The sequence below is a fragment of the Schaedlerella arabinosiphila genome, from assembly GCF_003885045.1.
GTDB classification, from domain to species: Bacteria; Bacillota; Clostridia; order Lachnospirales; family Lachnospiraceae; genus Schaedlerella; species Schaedlerella arabinosiphila.
In genome coordinates, this window is sequence record NZ_RHJS01000002.1 from 4610308 (window position 1) to 4625436 (window position 15129).

11 protein-coding genes are annotated in these 15129 nt (G+C 44.4%); 3 read left to right on the forward strand and 8 right to left on the reverse strand.

The window, feature by feature from the left end:
- Position 1 precedes the first annotated feature (1 nt).
- The 6 genes from EBB54_RS21725 to EBB54_RS21750 all read right to left on the reverse strand — a co-directional run bounded on the left by EBB54_RS21725 (position 2) and on the right by EBB54_RS21750 (position 9197).
- A complete protein-coding gene (locus EBB54_RS21725) occupies positions 2-700 on the reverse strand; it encodes an IspD/TarI family cytidylyltransferase (protein WP_125128960.1) in 699 nt (232 codons plus the stop codon).
- Positions 701-724: 24 nt separating this feature from the next.
- Complete coding sequence (locus EBB54_RS21730) at positions 725-1534, reverse strand: LicD family protein (protein ID WP_125128961.1); 810 nt, start codon at positions 1532-1534, stop codon at positions 725-727.
- Between the two features lie 11 nt (positions 1535-1545).
- On the reverse strand, positions 1546-2601 hold the full coding sequence (locus EBB54_RS21735; RefSeq protein ID WP_125128962.1) for an NAD-dependent epimerase/dehydratase family protein: 1056 nt from the start codon (positions 2599-2601) through the stop codon (positions 1546-1548).
- Positions 2602-2615: 14 nt separating this feature from the next.
- Positions 2616-4916, reverse strand: coding sequence for a hypothetical protein (locus EBB54_RS21740; protein WP_148099392.1), 2301 nt, complete (start codon positions 4914-4916; stop codon positions 2616-2618).
- Between the two features lie 408 nt (positions 4917-5324).
- The gene (locus EBB54_RS21745; protein ID WP_125128964.1) at positions 5325-6680 is read right to left on the reverse strand and encodes a Gfo/Idh/MocA family oxidoreductase; all 1356 of its coding nucleotides are present in this window, start codon (positions 6678-6680) and stop codon (positions 5325-5327) included.
- A 339-nt stretch (positions 6681-7019) separates the two neighbouring features.
- Entirely contained in the window at positions 7020-9197 is a 2178-nt protein-coding gene (locus EBB54_RS21750; protein WP_162307181.1) for a glycerophosphodiester phosphodiesterase family protein, read from the reverse strand.
- Between the two features lie 345 nt (positions 9198-9542).
- Between EBB54_RS21750 and EBB54_RS21755 the strand changes: the two genes are divergently transcribed.
- Positions 9543-10148 carry a PilZ domain-containing protein gene (locus EBB54_RS21755; RefSeq protein ID WP_125128966.1) on the forward strand — a complete coding sequence of 202 codons (606 nt, stop codon included), beginning with the start codon at positions 9543-9545 and terminating at the stop codon, positions 10146-10148.
- Between the two features lie 81 nt (positions 10149-10229).
- Positions 10230-10913 (forward strand): PilZ domain-containing protein, encoded by a 684-nt coding sequence (locus EBB54_RS21760; RefSeq protein WP_125128967.1) that lies wholly within the window; start codon positions 10230-10232, stop codon positions 10911-10913.
- 171 nt (positions 10914-11084) lie between these two features.
- Here the strand turns inward: EBB54_RS21760 and EBB54_RS21765 are convergent, their stop codons facing one another.
- A complete protein-coding gene (locus EBB54_RS21765) occupies positions 11085-11459 on the reverse strand; it encodes an EscU/YscU/HrcU family type III secretion system export apparatus switch protein (protein ID WP_125128968.1) in 375 nt (124 codons plus the stop codon).
- Positions 11446-12864 carry a hypothetical protein gene (locus EBB54_RS21770; protein WP_125128969.1) on the reverse strand — a complete coding sequence of 473 codons (1419 nt, stop codon included), beginning with the start codon at positions 12862-12864 and terminating at the stop codon, positions 11446-11448. The genes EBB54_RS21765 and EBB54_RS21770 overlap by 14 nt, the downstream gene beginning before the upstream one ends.
- A 121-nt stretch (positions 12865-12985) precedes the next feature.
- Between EBB54_RS21770 and EBB54_RS21775 the strand changes: the two genes are divergently transcribed.
- Positions 12986-15106 (forward strand): chemotaxis protein CheA, encoded by a 2121-nt coding sequence (locus EBB54_RS21775; protein ID WP_125128970.1) that lies wholly within the window; start codon positions 12986-12988, stop codon positions 15104-15106.
- Positions 15107-15129 lie beyond the last annotated feature (23 nt).

The window sequence follows — 15129 nt, forward strand, 5'->3', positions numbered from 1 at the left end:
TTTACAAACCTTCTTTTCTAATCATTGCCTTAAAAATATCTAATTCATCATGTGTCGTAAGTTTCAAATTTTTTTCAGATCCCTTTGAAAAATAAATCTCTTCCCCAAGCATCTGCATTAAAACACAAGTTGCTGTTGTATTCTCAATTCTTAACTCTTCTGCCTTTCTATGTGCCCACAACATTTTACCTAAATTATATGTATGGGGGGTCTGTGTTCGAAATAGCTGTTCTCGTGGTATAGTTTCATTAGATGTCCTTCCATTCGCGCTCCTAAATATTGCTTCTATACATGGCATTGCCGCAACTGCACTTCCATACTCTTTGTAAGTTGCCAAACTATCTGATATCAACTCTTCTGACACAAATGGCCTGTTTCCATCATGCACCATCACAACATCATCTTGCCGGCAGTATTTTGACAGTTCATTAATCCCATTCTTTATAGATTCCTGTCCTGTTTTTCCGCCTACCGTAATCCATTTTAATTTATCTATCTGATAGTTCCGGGCATATGCATTAATGTTTTCTTTCCAATTTTCTAAGGTAACTACAATCATTGCATCAATCTGTGGATGTCGCTGAAAAGCCTCCATTGTATATAAAATGATTGGTTTTCCCTCTATATGTAAGAACTGCTTCGGTATATCCAAATGCATTCTGCTTCCCATACCGGCTGCTGTTAGTAATGCTATATTCATAAAAATATCCTCTCTGACATTTTTCTAATCTCCCAAATTAATTTTCACAACCGGATGTATTTTCCTCTTCTCCTGCGGCGGAAAGCACATATAATCACCAAATTCCTGTATAAGCCATGCTTTATAAGATTTATTGACCATAAAACGATATCCTTCAAATTCTAGTTCCGTACTCTCTTCATACCACGCTCTTAGATACCCATCTTTCCCGTTAGGCACTGGAAACATCAGATTACGAACCAATTTTGTTCTTTTTTTATTACTTCTTTCCACCAGATGCTCATATATTTTATAAATATGGTTCCCCATCATTTTATTTAAAATCCCAAACCATATTCTCATATTTTTCTGTTTATGAGCTACCTTTCCCACTTCAGACCACAAACTCTTTCTAACACAAAAACATTGAAATTTATGTAATTTGCGCATAATATAATCGTCTGGCACTCCATCTCTTGGAAAAATATCTATAAATACACCTTGCTCATAGGGCATATGTTCCTGATTTTCCCTCAAAAATAGTGTTCCTTTTTTTCTGAGTTTCCCATATCCCCATCTGTATCCCTGTGTATTTCGCATATCCTGAAAATAAAATTTGCTATCCAACTCTATTTGACATGCTTTTCTAAATCTTTCGTATTCTTCCCTCAGCATTGCCACATCCGCATCATCATCCCACGGAATAAAACCACCATGCCTCACTGCGCCTAACAGTGTTCCTCCTGTCAATGTATATTGGATCTCATATTTCCTGCAAATACGGTCAAATTCCACTAACAACTCCAATTCAATCAATTGTAGTTTTCTTAAATCTCCTTGATTAAGCTCTATCAAAGCAACTTCTCCTACTTATTTTTTAGGCTTTTTAGTATCCTCACCGTCGTTCTAAGGCCGCTGTCAATATCAAATTCTTCCTTCCACCCAAGGGCTCTTAGTTTTTCATTGTTCAGTATCGCCGTTGTCGCTCTGGAATATCCTTGACTTTCCTCTTCCTGTGGTAAATTAAAAATGACTTTCGTTCCAGAAATCTCGGATAATTTTTCTGCAAGTTCTATTAACTTTACATCTGACAATTTAGAAGATACATTATAGGCTTCTCCAGATTTCCCTTTATCCATAATATAAAAAATCGCTTTCACGGCATCAATAACATGAATGTAAGAGTAATATTGCTTTCCATTACTTTTCAAAACAATATTTTCGTTACTTACCGCATTTTTTATAAATTGAGCCAAAGCCTTGCTGTCATCCGGCCACATCGTAGGACCATATACTCTACATAGTCTCGGTATTACAACATCCATCTTATACTTATGTTCATATGCCCGACAAAGGCATTCTCCAACTCTTTTACTTTCCGGATAACCTGAACGTACCTGATTACAATCCAAATATCCACAATCAGTTTCTGAAAATCCTTTTGTTCCGTCCCTATCTTCACCATATACCTCCACCGATGATAAGAAGACAAAACGTTTTGTATGGTGCATTATTGCATACTCAAGGAGATTCTCTGTTCCTATTACATTTGTATTAATCGTCCCAATCGGATCACTGCTATATTCCAATGGATGCGTATTACTTGCAGCATGTAAGATATAGTCTGCCTTTCCCATTTCAGGTATTGAATTGTTTATATCACAAGATATAAACTCAAAATCATTCCTATCAAAATATAATCCCAGCCTGTCCATCGCCCTTTTTCTATTTCTTGCAATGGCAATTATTTTAAATCCTGCAGAGCATAAATCATTCATCTCTAAAATGCAATCAATCAATGTTGATCCAATTAATCCACTTGCACCAGAAATTAGCAGTGTCCCCTCATGGATTCCAATATTCTTATAAAGTTCTGAAACGCAATGCACAATACATTTACGAAATTCATTACTTGGAATCATTTTTACCTATCCTTCTAGTCTTTTATAATATAATTGTGTATATCTGCACCAATTGTCATATTAGTCTTTTTTTTCTGATAACATTCATATATTTGCTTAAATACATCTGCATCCCATGCTGCTATATAATTAATAAACTCAGAAATTGCCAATGCTTTCTCTAATATATTATAAGGCACGCCTTTGGATATCATATTTTTTTCTATCCGATTCTTTTCCATGTTTAATAACTCATCAGTAGGAATACGACACAAAATACTTTTCCATTCATCTGTATCCATACTCCATACATTGAGACTATTATTTTTACAATTAAACAAAACCGCCTTATTTTCCCCTATTGTTTTTGCAAGTGAAAAGCTAATTGTCCTTTCAACTGAATCCCTCTTTATTTTGGCAAGATGACAATCAATTTTTTTTGACCAACTAAATTCGCCAGTTATCTTGCTAAGAAATACCATATCTACCGAAAACGCATAACATATTACAATGTACTCTGCACTGTTAATCAACCAACTAAAAGTTCTATCCATTGATTGCTCTTGCTCTATTGGATATATATATTCTGTTGTCTCCCCTGTTTTTTCATTCCATCTCACTACACAATTTCTACCATATGCTGACAACCAAAAATACTCTCCATCATATACCATATGAGCATAGCCATACAGAAATCTTCCTATTTTTCTTATTTCAAAGCTTCCGTCTTCCATATTGAATATGATAATCTTGCTTACATTACAACTTGCCAGATACAAATATTTTTCTTTTTTATAATAAGCCCATATAAAAAGTATTTTACTCTTATCTTCTAAAAGGAAGGGTCTGATACATTCTCTGTATTCACAAATATTATAATTTTCTATATCAATACTTAATATTGCCGGATAACATTTAGGAATTAAAAATATTTTCCCCTTATATTCCTCCACCCCATCAAACAGCATTGACCTATCATTTGATTCTGGAGGAATAATCTTTATTGCATGTTTACTGATAAGATCATATATATATATATCCTCTCCATTATGTGGCGCAAGTATAATTTTATCCCCCACTTTCTTTATTCCACAATAATAAGCCCATGTATTATAAAAAGAGCCTGGAAGCGTCATCTGTTTATCGACTTCTCCGCTGTCCAAATCTATGCGATATAAATCATGTGCGTAACCCCAATTAGCTGGAACAAAAAATACTGCATTTCCTTCCTTAAAAAATGTATGAAAGTACAGAAAATCCCTTTTCGGCTCCAAAATATCCTCCATCACCGCCCAGTCAATATACATCACCGGCTTCCCCAGCACCCCAAAGTAATGCACCAGCGACGAAGAATTCTCCCCAAGGTAAGCATCCGCCACCACAGCAGCAATCCCCGCATCTCCGGTTTCATCAAGAATCCCTTCTCCCTTCCGTACAAACGAATCCTTAATCTCCATGTATTCCTCATACAACTCTGGACGCATGGATTTCAAAGTCGCTTCTACCAGCGGGTGCGGCCGCCACAGGAGGACCACATCATCCCGGTTTTCAAAGCATGACAGGACATACCGAATCTTTTTCATGGCATAACGCTTATTATTCAGTATCCCTGTAATACTGATGTTAAAGAGGATTACCTTTTTGCCGGCAATCTTCTCCCGCCACTCCTGCGGGATCTCATGCTCCAGGATTTCCTGCTTCTTCTTGTCCAGCTTCAGGAGACGGTCAACCTTCGGACAACCGATCGCTGCGATCTTTTCCTCGGGCACAAAATCCAACATGGACTCCTTCTTATCTTCGTCCTGAACAATGATCTTATCAATATACTGGTATGACGGAAGGCTCCTGTGTGAATCCGGCATCCCGCCCTCGCCCAATATATAATATGGTATATACACTAATTCATCTGTAAATTTTTTGAGGTTTTCGGTATAATAATCCGGGTGTACGCTTGTCACATAATTGTTCCCGTCATAAGGATTGTGGATGTAAATAATATCCGGACGTTCTTTGTCCAAGGAAAAGTCTTCGTAAGATGTGATCGGCACATCAGCAGGAAATATATCTCCCTCATAACAGAGCTTTTCCGCTCCGCCTTTATCATTTCTTTCATAATATGGTATCGGAACAACATATGCGTCACACTCTTCATCCGCGTCTGCCGCTTCCCATACACTCTCCATGCAGTCCCACATAGAAGCTTTGTAAGGCATAAATGCAATCTTGAGCTTATCAAGAGGGATCACTTCATCAATCTCATATTCTGTCTGTCTCAGGCAGCCGTCTAACTGGCGCTTGATACCGGAAAGCTTTTTCCTGTCGATCATCCTGCTCATCGTATAAAGGTGCTCGCAATAAGTCTCCAGATAAGAAACCGCCTTTGTATCCATACCTTCGCTTTTTTCGATAGACTCCCCGATATGAGCGGCACAATCCTGACACTGTGACAACAGGTCGTTCGCTTCTGCAATGCGCTTATTCTCTAATAAAAAGCGCACATGCTCATGAGCCTCTGACATTGTCTGAATCATACCTTTGATTTCTTTTTTGATCTTCCTTCTCATCCTGTATATGCTCCTTTGATTGCAGTCTTATCTGACGAAGTCCACCTGTCTCGCTGAAACTGTTCTTTTATTTAAAGATACTCTACAGATATTAACATTCAGTCTGCAAAACCCACATAATCTCTATATAGTATCGGCACATTTTTTTATTTCTTTAGCCTTCTATCCGCATTTCCGATGTCAGTATTTTCCTCTGCGCCCCTGCTTCCGCTCCTCCATAAACCGTTCCACAACCCCTGCCATGGCAACAGATTCTTCTCTTGTCAGGCAGTGCGACATCTTTTCATTCCCGTTGATCTTAGAAACAAAATCCGCAATCTCATATCGCAGCCCGTCCCCCAAAAATTTGGGGGAATATTTTTCAATCCTTGTAGGATCTTCAAACCGCACCTCAAAGGATTTTGTCAGCCACCAGGGCGATTCTGCCAGAATATACCCCTTCGTTCCCGCAATGACAAGCTGTCCCTCCGACTTTACCCCGATTCCAGTTTTAGACATAGCCAGGGCGTTTTTGAACTGAAAATGAATCTTAGAATACAGGTCCACTCCGTTTTCCGCGTAAATGCCGTCAAATTCTACATTTTCATAATTGCATCCCAGGAGCTTAAAGATCGGCAGCAGCGTGTAGCTGCCAAACTCCAGAAATGCCCCGCCGTACTCCTGGTCCACCATTTCTCGAAATCCCGGCGGAGTAATGCGTGAAAAACATGCTTCTATATCCCGCACCTCGCCGATCATACCGCTTCTGGCAATATTCATCATCTGCATAAACCCGGGACAATAGGCAGTCTTTATTCCTTCCATCAGGATCACGCCCTTTTCCTCTGCCAGTGCATAAAGATCTTCCGCTCTTTTTACAGTGAATGTCAACGGTTTCTCACAGAGTACATGCCGCCCCATTTCAATTGCCTGTTTTGCATAATTATAGTGAGTCTCATGGGGAGACGCTATATATATTGCATCTATATTTTCCAAAAAATCCTGAAAATCCCCAAAGTAAGACTCCAGTTCATGCCTCTTCCCGAACTCCCTGGAGCTTTCCGCTTTCGGGTTATACACCGCACGCGCATTGATGCCACTAACAAATTTTGCCTCTGACAGGAACCTGGGTGCAATCCGACCGGAACCTACCACGCCGAGCTGGACGATCGGATATCTGTTTTCCCTGAGCTTGGACGATGAGATATCCGGTGTCCGATCCAGATATATGACTTGGCAAAATTCTTTCAGATAATCAAAGGTCCCCACCCAGTCTGAGCCAATTGCAAAAATATCTACGCCCATCTTCTGAATATCTTCCGGTTTCTGCCCTTCATGGTCCTCAATTATAACCTCGTCTGCCAGCCCGGTTTTCCTGACATTCTCGACTCTCTTGAGAACAGGGTCCATGACATTGAGCTTTCCCCTCTGCAGGTCATAATATTCCGTAGTCACTCCCACGATCAGATAATCCCCTAATGCTTTCGCTCTTTTAAGCAGGTTATAATGTCCCTCGTGGAAGAGGTCATATGTCCCATACGTAATTACCTTCTTCATTTGGTTATTTCCTTCCTTCATACCGGCACTCTGATATCCTATTGAGATTTATATAATATGATATATATACTTTATTGTAATCTGTCAACAAAATAAAAGCAAATCTTTTTCGATGACTGCATTATATTCTTCTGCATCGTAGTTACAAGTCGCATCCAATATCATTGACTTAACGCTTCGCAGCACTGATACATCGCATATTTAAGCATGTTCCGGCCGTACTGAATCTATTTGGGCAGCTTAGGTCACTGACATTAGATCACACCCTGGCCGGACATGACATATATTGTATCCAACTCTTATGCTCACAGCTTTAACTACATACATAGATGCGGTTACTCATTCCCCTCTTTCCACATAATTTGTGATAGCCGCATCCGCTCCTTTTTCCCGCAGCCACTCAAAATCCGCTGACTCATTCACCGTCCAGACATGTACCCGTATCCCCTTTGCATGGCATTCCTTTACCACATCCACTCCAGGATACTTCATACACCCTACTGACGGATGCACTGCACAGGCACCGTATTTTTTCGCATATTCCGCAATGTCCATGATTCCATCGCAGTAAAGGAAAGCCACCCTGGCCGATGGCAGAAGCTGCTTGATCTTTCTCATGGAATAATGATTAAAGGAAGAATAAATAATCCTGTCCGCCATTTCTTTTTCTTCTGCCAGACGCAGCACCTTTTCTTCCATCTTTTCATAAAAAACCGTACTGTTTTTCAGTTCCAGGTTAATCATCAGATCTGTATTTTTAATCAGATCATACACCTCTGCCAGGGTCGGCACGGTAATCTTACCATAAGCCGGGAAGCTTTTATTCATATTAAACGCTTTCAATTCCCCCAGCATATAGTCCTTTACATATCCGGTTCCATCGCTTACCCTGTCAATCTTTTCATCGTGGATGACCACCGGCACGCCGTCCCTAGTCAACTGCACATCCAGTTCGATACCGTCTGCCCCCATCATATGAGCCAGTTCAAATGCAGGCAGTGTGTTCTCCGGCGCATGCCCGCTTGCACCGCGGTGTGCCCAAATTTTCATTGTCCGGCTCTTACGCTGCATAATTGACACATATTGATAAATGCTTTTCTTTTTGGCAAAAGATACTTCCCTGTCCTCTCCTGCACCGAACCGGATCAGCTTCAGTCTCTGCTGTTCAAAATCGATCAGTACACTGTCCCACAGATCCTGAGTCACCGTATCTGCTTCTCTCGGCCATGTCACAGCCCCCTGCGGCTTTTTGTCCGTAAAATATTCCAGCTTGGCACAGCCGATTGAGATTACCGGGAAGCTGCATTCCTCAAATATATAATCCGCATGCGTGTGTCCATAAAAAAATCCCACAATTTGGTAATCTTCTGACGCATTACATTTCTCCAGGATATCCAGCAGCGCTTCCCCATTCCGGACATGAAAACTCCAGTAATCCAGTTTCGCGAGGGGAGCATCATGAGAAAAAATGAGGAACCTGGTTCCAGGAACCGAAGATACCAGCACTTTTTCCAACCACCGAAGCTGCCCCTCAGTATATCCATAGCGTACAGGAGCTGCATCGTCAAAGGAAGAAAGAAAAATCATCCTGATAGAATATTCAGGCACATCAATATAATAATCAAGTCTGGTATTTGCTTCTGCCACGTCCGCCTCTCTGTTTTCTCCGGCCAACATGCCATTCGCAGAAGCAATCGGCAGCACTCCATTTGCGGAAAAATATTTTTCACTCCCATATAATCGATACAGCGACTTCATCTCTTCAAACGAAAATGCATTCCGGCGATTTCTGAAATAATTGCTGTCGTGATTTCCCGGCACGATGTAAAGCGGGACACCGCAGTCCTCAAGATCACGGACCATATCTTCCACATATTTCCTTGTCAGCCTTTTGGGGAGCATACCATCCGTAAGGTCTCCCATATGCACAATCGCATCATACTTTATACGTGCTGTCACACTTCGAATGTTGCGTACCGTATCTTCCCATGTTCCGTTGACCGTATGATGGGTGTCTGTCAGAAGGCACAGCTTCATTGCATGCGGAGCATCTTCCCGATTGACCGCGGACACCGTCTCTGCAATTTCCTGCTCAAACCATGGTTTATTCCGTGCAGCCGGTATCTTCTGTGACTCATAATACGCAATCAGTTCACTTGCCCGTCCATTGTCCTCAGAGTTCAGATCTTCCCCGTCTTTTCTTCTGACACAGACACGAAACCAACATTCCTGTTCAAAAATATACTCTTCCTGTCCATAACTCTGCGGAGTCAGGTTTTGCGTATAGGACGCCCAATTCTCCTCTGGCTGATATGCATAACTATATATAAATATCGGATTTCTCTCCAAAGAAAAAACAGCCACAGCAAACAAATATTCTTTTTCACAAATACGCAGCCTACTGCCCGGAAGTGCCCGGTGAAGTTCTTCTGTCGCCATATGCTTCGGGGAATCAGGCACTAACATTCCATCTGCAAGCGCCGTCCGATACCCCGGCGTTAATTGTAAATATTTCATTTTATATTTTGCACACTCCTTCAAATAGACCTCATGAAACGGCCGAATGGCCATAATGGGGTGCCCTTAGGTATAGCCACTGATATCTTAGCATAATTCCCTACCTATTGCAATGAACATTCCGTAATTCCGCTGTCTCTCCAATTCTCCTGTACTTTCCAAAAATTCAGGACTTCTCCGTTTACAACCCCACCTTAATATGTTAAGATTATTCTAGTTTATTATGAATATTTTTAGTGCGCCTGATATTCTCCGTGCCGCTTTGCGGAACTGCTTTCTATACCGCGTCTGATATGCACAGATATTCCCGGCGTACTTTAAAAAGGAAGGGAGGTCTTTCAGACCATGATTTTAAAGGACTGCAGTACATGTATGGTTTATGATACGTCCGGCGAGCTTCTGGTGAAGGCCAGGGTGATGAGCGTAGAGGACCGGATTACACTGCATTTTGAAGACGACAGCAAGCTTGGGCCCGATACGGAAAAGCTGGAGGTGGATTTTTTTGACAGCCAGATGGGCTGCATCAAGACGTACAGCAGCCTGGTAGTCCATAAAAATACGGATCCCTGGGTACTGGAGCCCTGGATGGCGCAGTGCGAGATCCTGGAGATCCGCGAGACGATCCAACGCCAGAAGGATCTGCGGGTGAAGCTGGGAAAAGATTTGGAATTTACGTCCGCCATACATGGACATTTCATCGGAACCATACATAATATCAGCGTAGGAGGCATCATGCTTTATACGGAAATGCCCCTGGATGTGGATGAAGAGATTGAGTTCCATTACTGTTTCCTGAAAAAAGAGTACGAGATCCGGGCTGTCATCCTGCGGGAGCAGCAGATGATCAAAAAACGGCATGTCTATGGCTGTCAGTTTATTGATCTGACAAAGAGCGCGGAGAGGGATATCCGTCAGTTTGTGTTCAAACAGCAGCTTAAGAGGATCTGGTAGGCCGGTCCCCGGACGTACAGATGTTTTTTTACGGTACCTTGAAAAAAATACGTTTCCGGTATGTATGAGGAGGAACTATACATGATATCACTTACTTCACTGCAAGATGCAGAAAATGGCTCGCTGTTTCATATGGACTGCAGTTTTTTGTCCTCCGTCCGGTACTGCTGTGAAAGCCCGGACACCGTCTGCCTTATTTTTCCTGAAAAGCCGGCAGACCTGCCGGAGCGGGTCTTTTTAATGCCCGACGGCAAGCAGTATGATTACAGGGCGTTTATCTACACGCTCTCGGAAGGCGCTGAGGTCTGCAGCCTTAGGGACGAAGCAGACGGCAGTCAATCCGGTACAGAAGCTGCCGCCGAAAAACCGGCAGCTATGAAGGAATATTATATTGTCCGCGGCGTCACCGACGACATCCAGGAGGTTCGGAAGAATTTCCGTGTCTATGTTTCTTTCCGTACGTCCGTTTATTTTGACAGCGATCCGAAAGAAACCATGGTCACCGTCAAAGATATCGGATGCGGAGGCTTTCTGTTTGTTTCCGACAAAAAATATCAGCCAGGGGATACGCTGTCCATTGTCCTCTTCGATTCCCGGAATCCTCTGCTGGTCAAGGCCCGGATTCGGAAACTGCGCCCTGTCCGTAAGGAAGGCCGCTGTGGATACGGATGCGAATATATTGACCTGAACTCACAGGCCGAGGCGAGGATACGCAACTACGTCTTCCAGACGGAAGTTCTGCAGGGTAAGACGCGGGATGCCTGATATAGAAACCCTGCCGCTGGCAGCTTTTCTTCATACGATAGTATTCAAGGCAGGGCGGGATTCATCTGCCGCCCGCATCGTGCCGGCGCCCTGACGGATGCAGGCATATATATGCATACGGAAAGCCGGCCGCTTTTGCCCATACGCCACAAAAAAAGAAGGAGATCTCCGTCAGGAGTCTCCCTCTTCTTTTTTTGCATCCTTCTTTTCGCTTTCTTCTCCGTCTTCCTTCTTCACCTCATTCACTTCCACGGATGCTTCTCCCGCCGCGGAATGCTTCGGTGTATATTTTAAAAAGTAAGTATAGATGTCCACAATCGCCTGGTACAATTCTTCGGGGATGGCCGTCCCCAGGTCAAGCTGCGTGAGCACTGTGGCCAGGGAATTGTCCTCGTAGACCGGCACGCCGTTCTCGTTGGCCACCTCCACGATCTTCTCCGCCATGTATCCCAGCCCGGAGGCCACGATGACCGGCGCAATGTCCCTGTTCTCATCGTACCGCAGTGCGACCGCTTTTTTATTCATAATATCATTATATTGTGACATTGACCGCGTTTCTCCTTTCAAATATCTTCGGGAATGCAGCAGATACCTTGATCGGAACCTGCCCCTGCTCCACGGCAAGATACTCGACCTCCAGATGATTTCTGTTCATGATCTTACGGATATTGTCACGAATGTCGCTTTCATGTCCTGCCAGCTCTTCCGGATAATGAATCAGCATATCCATCTTCCCCTTCTCATAATACATCATCATATCAAAAAAGCCAACATCTTTCAAATCAAATTTAATTAATAATTTTATACCGCGCTCATTGGAACCGGGATTGCCGGATTCCTCGTCCGGATCTACCCAGATCTCCGAATACATGGGAACCCCGTTCAGGATCACCGGGAGCATCACATGCATAACCGGCATATACACGCTCTCATTGATCAGCATGCTCCGCATCATATTCACAAAGTCTTCTTTATTCTCAAGGCCCGCCTCGCCTCTCACGCCGGCCTGCATGATGTTCAGGAGCTTATCCGTCCAGTCCATCTTGCCCGCGGCCTTCTCATAATCCACATTCAGCAGCATATCCTTGAACTGCGCCGCCGACATGCCCTGAAAATACTTCTGGAACGACGGGAAATCCATCAGCCTCTGGAACGACTGCGCCACCTTGTCCACGTTTCCATTTTCCAGTCTGGAGGTGTTGAGCGCCAGCAGGCTGATCAGGTCGCGGATCTTCCCCAGGTCCTTTGTCTGGGAAATGTAGCTGCCCAGGTAGGGAATGATCTGCTCCTTTAAAAGCTGCACGTTCGACGCGTTCCCCTCCATGCTGTAGGGCCGCAGCCGGGATGCAAGCTGCTGGAGCTCCTGCCGGTTATTGCGGAACATCCGGCCTTCGATCTGTTCGAGAAGGTCCTGGATGGTCTGCTGCAGGTGCTTGCCTGAGGACATGTCATTATATCTCCGAAGCATATCCAGGATACCCGCTTTGAGATCCATGGAATTGGTCTCGCTCATGATCTGGCGCAGCACGTCAAATAAAGGACCCTGCAGCCGGTTTGCCCCCGCCATGGCGTCCTTCAAAAATCCGTTCAGCTCATCCGGGTTCATCTGCAGCATCTGGAACAGCGCCTGAATGTCCGCCGCGGTTCCCTTGCCGATCCCGGACTCTACCATATTGGCCATACCCCCGAACAGCATCCGGGTCATAACCTCCTGGAGGTTGGGCAGCTCTCTTAAAGACTGGACAAAATTCCCAAAATTGGATTCGTAGGAGATCCCCTTTCCCTGCTGGCCGTCCGAGTCAGTCCTGCCGTCGGCCCTGACCACCCGTCCCGGATCCACCTGGTTTTTGATGCTTAAGTCCTGCGTCTGCTGGGTCGGAGTCTGCTTATTATTGACTGCGTTATTGTCATATCCCACAACAGGAGTCGTTACTTTTAAAATATTTGACATTTTTTCACCTGCTTTGCAATTTACTCTTATCGTTTCCCGCAAGTCTGACGATATATATTAATAAATGTAATTTTTGTAGTTTAAAACATCACATTATATTAGATAAGGCGGTACTAAGATTATGGATAACATGCTTGAAATGTATCTCTATGAGACAAACACTCTTATGGAACAACTGGACGAACTCTTGATAGAAGCAGAGAAGAATTCGGATTTCACGACGAATGACGTCAATGAGATTTTCCGTATCATGCACACAATTAAAGGCTCATCTGCCATGATGGAATTCTCCACGTTGATGGAGATCGCCCACCATATAGAAGATCTTTTCTTCTATATCCGAGAAAACGGAATGGATTCCCTGGATGAATCACACAAGAATGACTTGTTCAATCTGATGTTCCAGTCAACGGATGCTCTTCGCGGCGAAGTTGAAAAAATCGAAAACGATGAGCCCCTTAGCACTAATATCGACTCAATCATTAAAAGTATTAATAGTTTTTTGGAAAAAATCAGTTCTTCCGGCGAGAAGTCTTCTGCAGACGCTCCTGCCGAAGCTGCGTCAGCTCCTACCGCACCGCCTGCAGATAAAGAGGCCATCGCCGCGATCAACCAGGAACTGGCGGGATGCCCTGACAGCAAGCTTCCTTATTTTATTAAGATTCATTTCGAAGAGGGCTCCGGCATGGAGAATCTTCGTGCTTTTATGATCATTACCGCTCTGAAGGAGATCGACATTCCGTTCGAGTATTATCCTTCCGATGTGGAGACCAACAGCGACACCGCAGAGTCCATCATTGACAACGGGTTCTTTGTGGCCCTTTCCTCCCAGGAGGATGTGGACAGCGCGGTAGGCATCCTGAAGGAGCAGAACAGCATCCAGGCTTATGAGGTCATTGAAAATGTACACGCAAAGGCGGAAGCACCCAAGCAGGAAGCGCCCGCTCCGGCGGCTCAGAAAAGCGTTGACACGTCTCCCGCTCCTGTTCCGGCAGAAGCAGCCCAGAAGGGTTCTCCTGCTCCGGCAGCGGCATCCACACACAGCGCGCCTGTGAAGCAGAGCCTGATCAGCGTCAATCTGTCCAAGCTGGACAGTCTGGTGGCGGTTGTCGGCGAGATCGTGATCACGGAGTCCATGGTCACCTCCTCCCCGGATCTGCAGAACCTGAAGCTGGATAACTTCATGAAGTCTGCCCGCCAGCTCAGAAAGCTGACGGATGACCTGCAGGATATCGCGATGTCCCTTCGAATGGTTCCCGTATCCGGTACCTTCCAGAAGATGAACCGTGTTGTCCGTGATATGAAGAAGAAGCTGAACAAGGACGTAAGGCTCACCCTTGTAGGCGAGAATACCGAGGTTGACAAGACCATCGTGGACAGCATCAGCGACCCGATCATGCATATTGTCCGCAACTCCGTAGACCACGGAATCGAAGAGACCCGGGAAGAGCGTATTGCTGCCGGAAAAGACCCGCAGGGTGAAGTCATCCTGGCCGCAAGCCATACCGGAAGCGAGGTTATCATCACCATCACCGATGACGGACGCGGTATGGATACAGAAAAGATCCTGGAAAAAGCAGAGCGCAACGGCATTCTCACCAAGCCGGCAAGCGAGTATTCCAAGAAGGAGATCCTTTCCCTTCTGATGCTGCCCGGTTTCTCCACCAACGAGGAAGTGACCGAGTTCTCCGGCCGTGGCGTCGGCATGGACGTTGTAAAGAAAAACGTTGAATCCGTAGGTGGCACCATCTCCATCTCCAGTGAGTTCGGACAGGGAAGTGTCACCACATTGAAGATTCCTCTTACTATGGCGATTACGGACGGTATGGAGATTTCCGTCGGGAAGTCCCTGTTTACCATTCCGATCGCAAATATCCGCCAGTCTCTCAAGATCCAGAGAGATGAAGTCATACTTGACGCGGGCGGCAATGAGATTGTAAAATGTCTGGGTGAATTTTATCCGATCATCCGTGTACATGAGTTATATAATATTGAAACGGAAAAGACCAATATTGAAGACGGTATCCTGATCTGGGTAGAGTCCGCTGATAAGTCCTTCTGCCTGTTTGTGGATGAACTGCTCGGCGAGCAGCAGGTCGTTGTAAAGCCGCTTCCTTCCTATTTGAACAGTTTCAATATCAAGAACTCAGGAATCGGCGGCTGTACGCTTCTCGGCGATGGCAATATCAGTCTGATCCTGGATATTGGTAACTTATATGCAGCATATCATACTCAATATTAAACTATAGGAACCGGAGGAATAAT

Excerpts from the sequence above, each read along its gene's own strand:
- EBB54_RS21725 (WP_125128960.1), bottom strand. The coding sequence starts at position 700 with ATGAATATAGCATTACTAACAGCAGCCGGTATGGGAAGCAGAATGCAT.
- EBB54_RS21735 (WP_125128962.1), bottom strand. The coding sequence starts at position 2,601 with ATGATTCCAAGTAATGAATTTCGTAAATGTATTGTGCATTGCGTTTCA.
- EBB54_RS21740 (WP_148099392.1), bottom strand. The coding sequence starts at position 4,916 with ATGAGCAGGATGATCGACAGGAAAAAGCTTTCCGGTATCAAGCGCCAG.
- EBB54_RS21745 (WP_125128964.1), bottom strand. The coding sequence starts at position 6,680 with ATGAAGAAGGTAATTACGTATGGGACATATGACCTCTTCCACGAGGGA.
- EBB54_RS21750 (WP_162307181.1), bottom strand. The coding sequence starts at position 9,197 with ATGAAATATTTACAATTAACGCCGGGGTATCGGACGGCGCTTGCAGAT.
- EBB54_RS21755 (WP_125128966.1), top strand. The coding sequence starts at position 9,543 with ATGATTTTAAAGGACTGCAGTACATGTATGGTTTATGATACGTCCGGC.
- EBB54_RS21760 (WP_125128967.1), top strand. The coding sequence starts at position 10,230 with ATGATATCACTTACTTCACTGCAAGATGCAGAAAATGGCTCGCTGTTT.
- EBB54_RS21765 (WP_125128968.1), bottom strand. The coding sequence starts at position 11,459 with ATGTCACAATATAATGATATTATGAATAAAAAAGCGGTCGCACTGCGG.
- EBB54_RS21770 (WP_125128969.1), bottom strand. The coding sequence starts at position 12,864 with ATGTCAAATATTTTAAAAGTAACGACTCCTGTTGTGGGATATGACAAT.
- EBB54_RS21775 (WP_125128970.1), top strand. The coding sequence starts at position 12,986 with ATGGATAACATGCTTGAAATGTATCTCTATGAGACAAACACTCTTATG.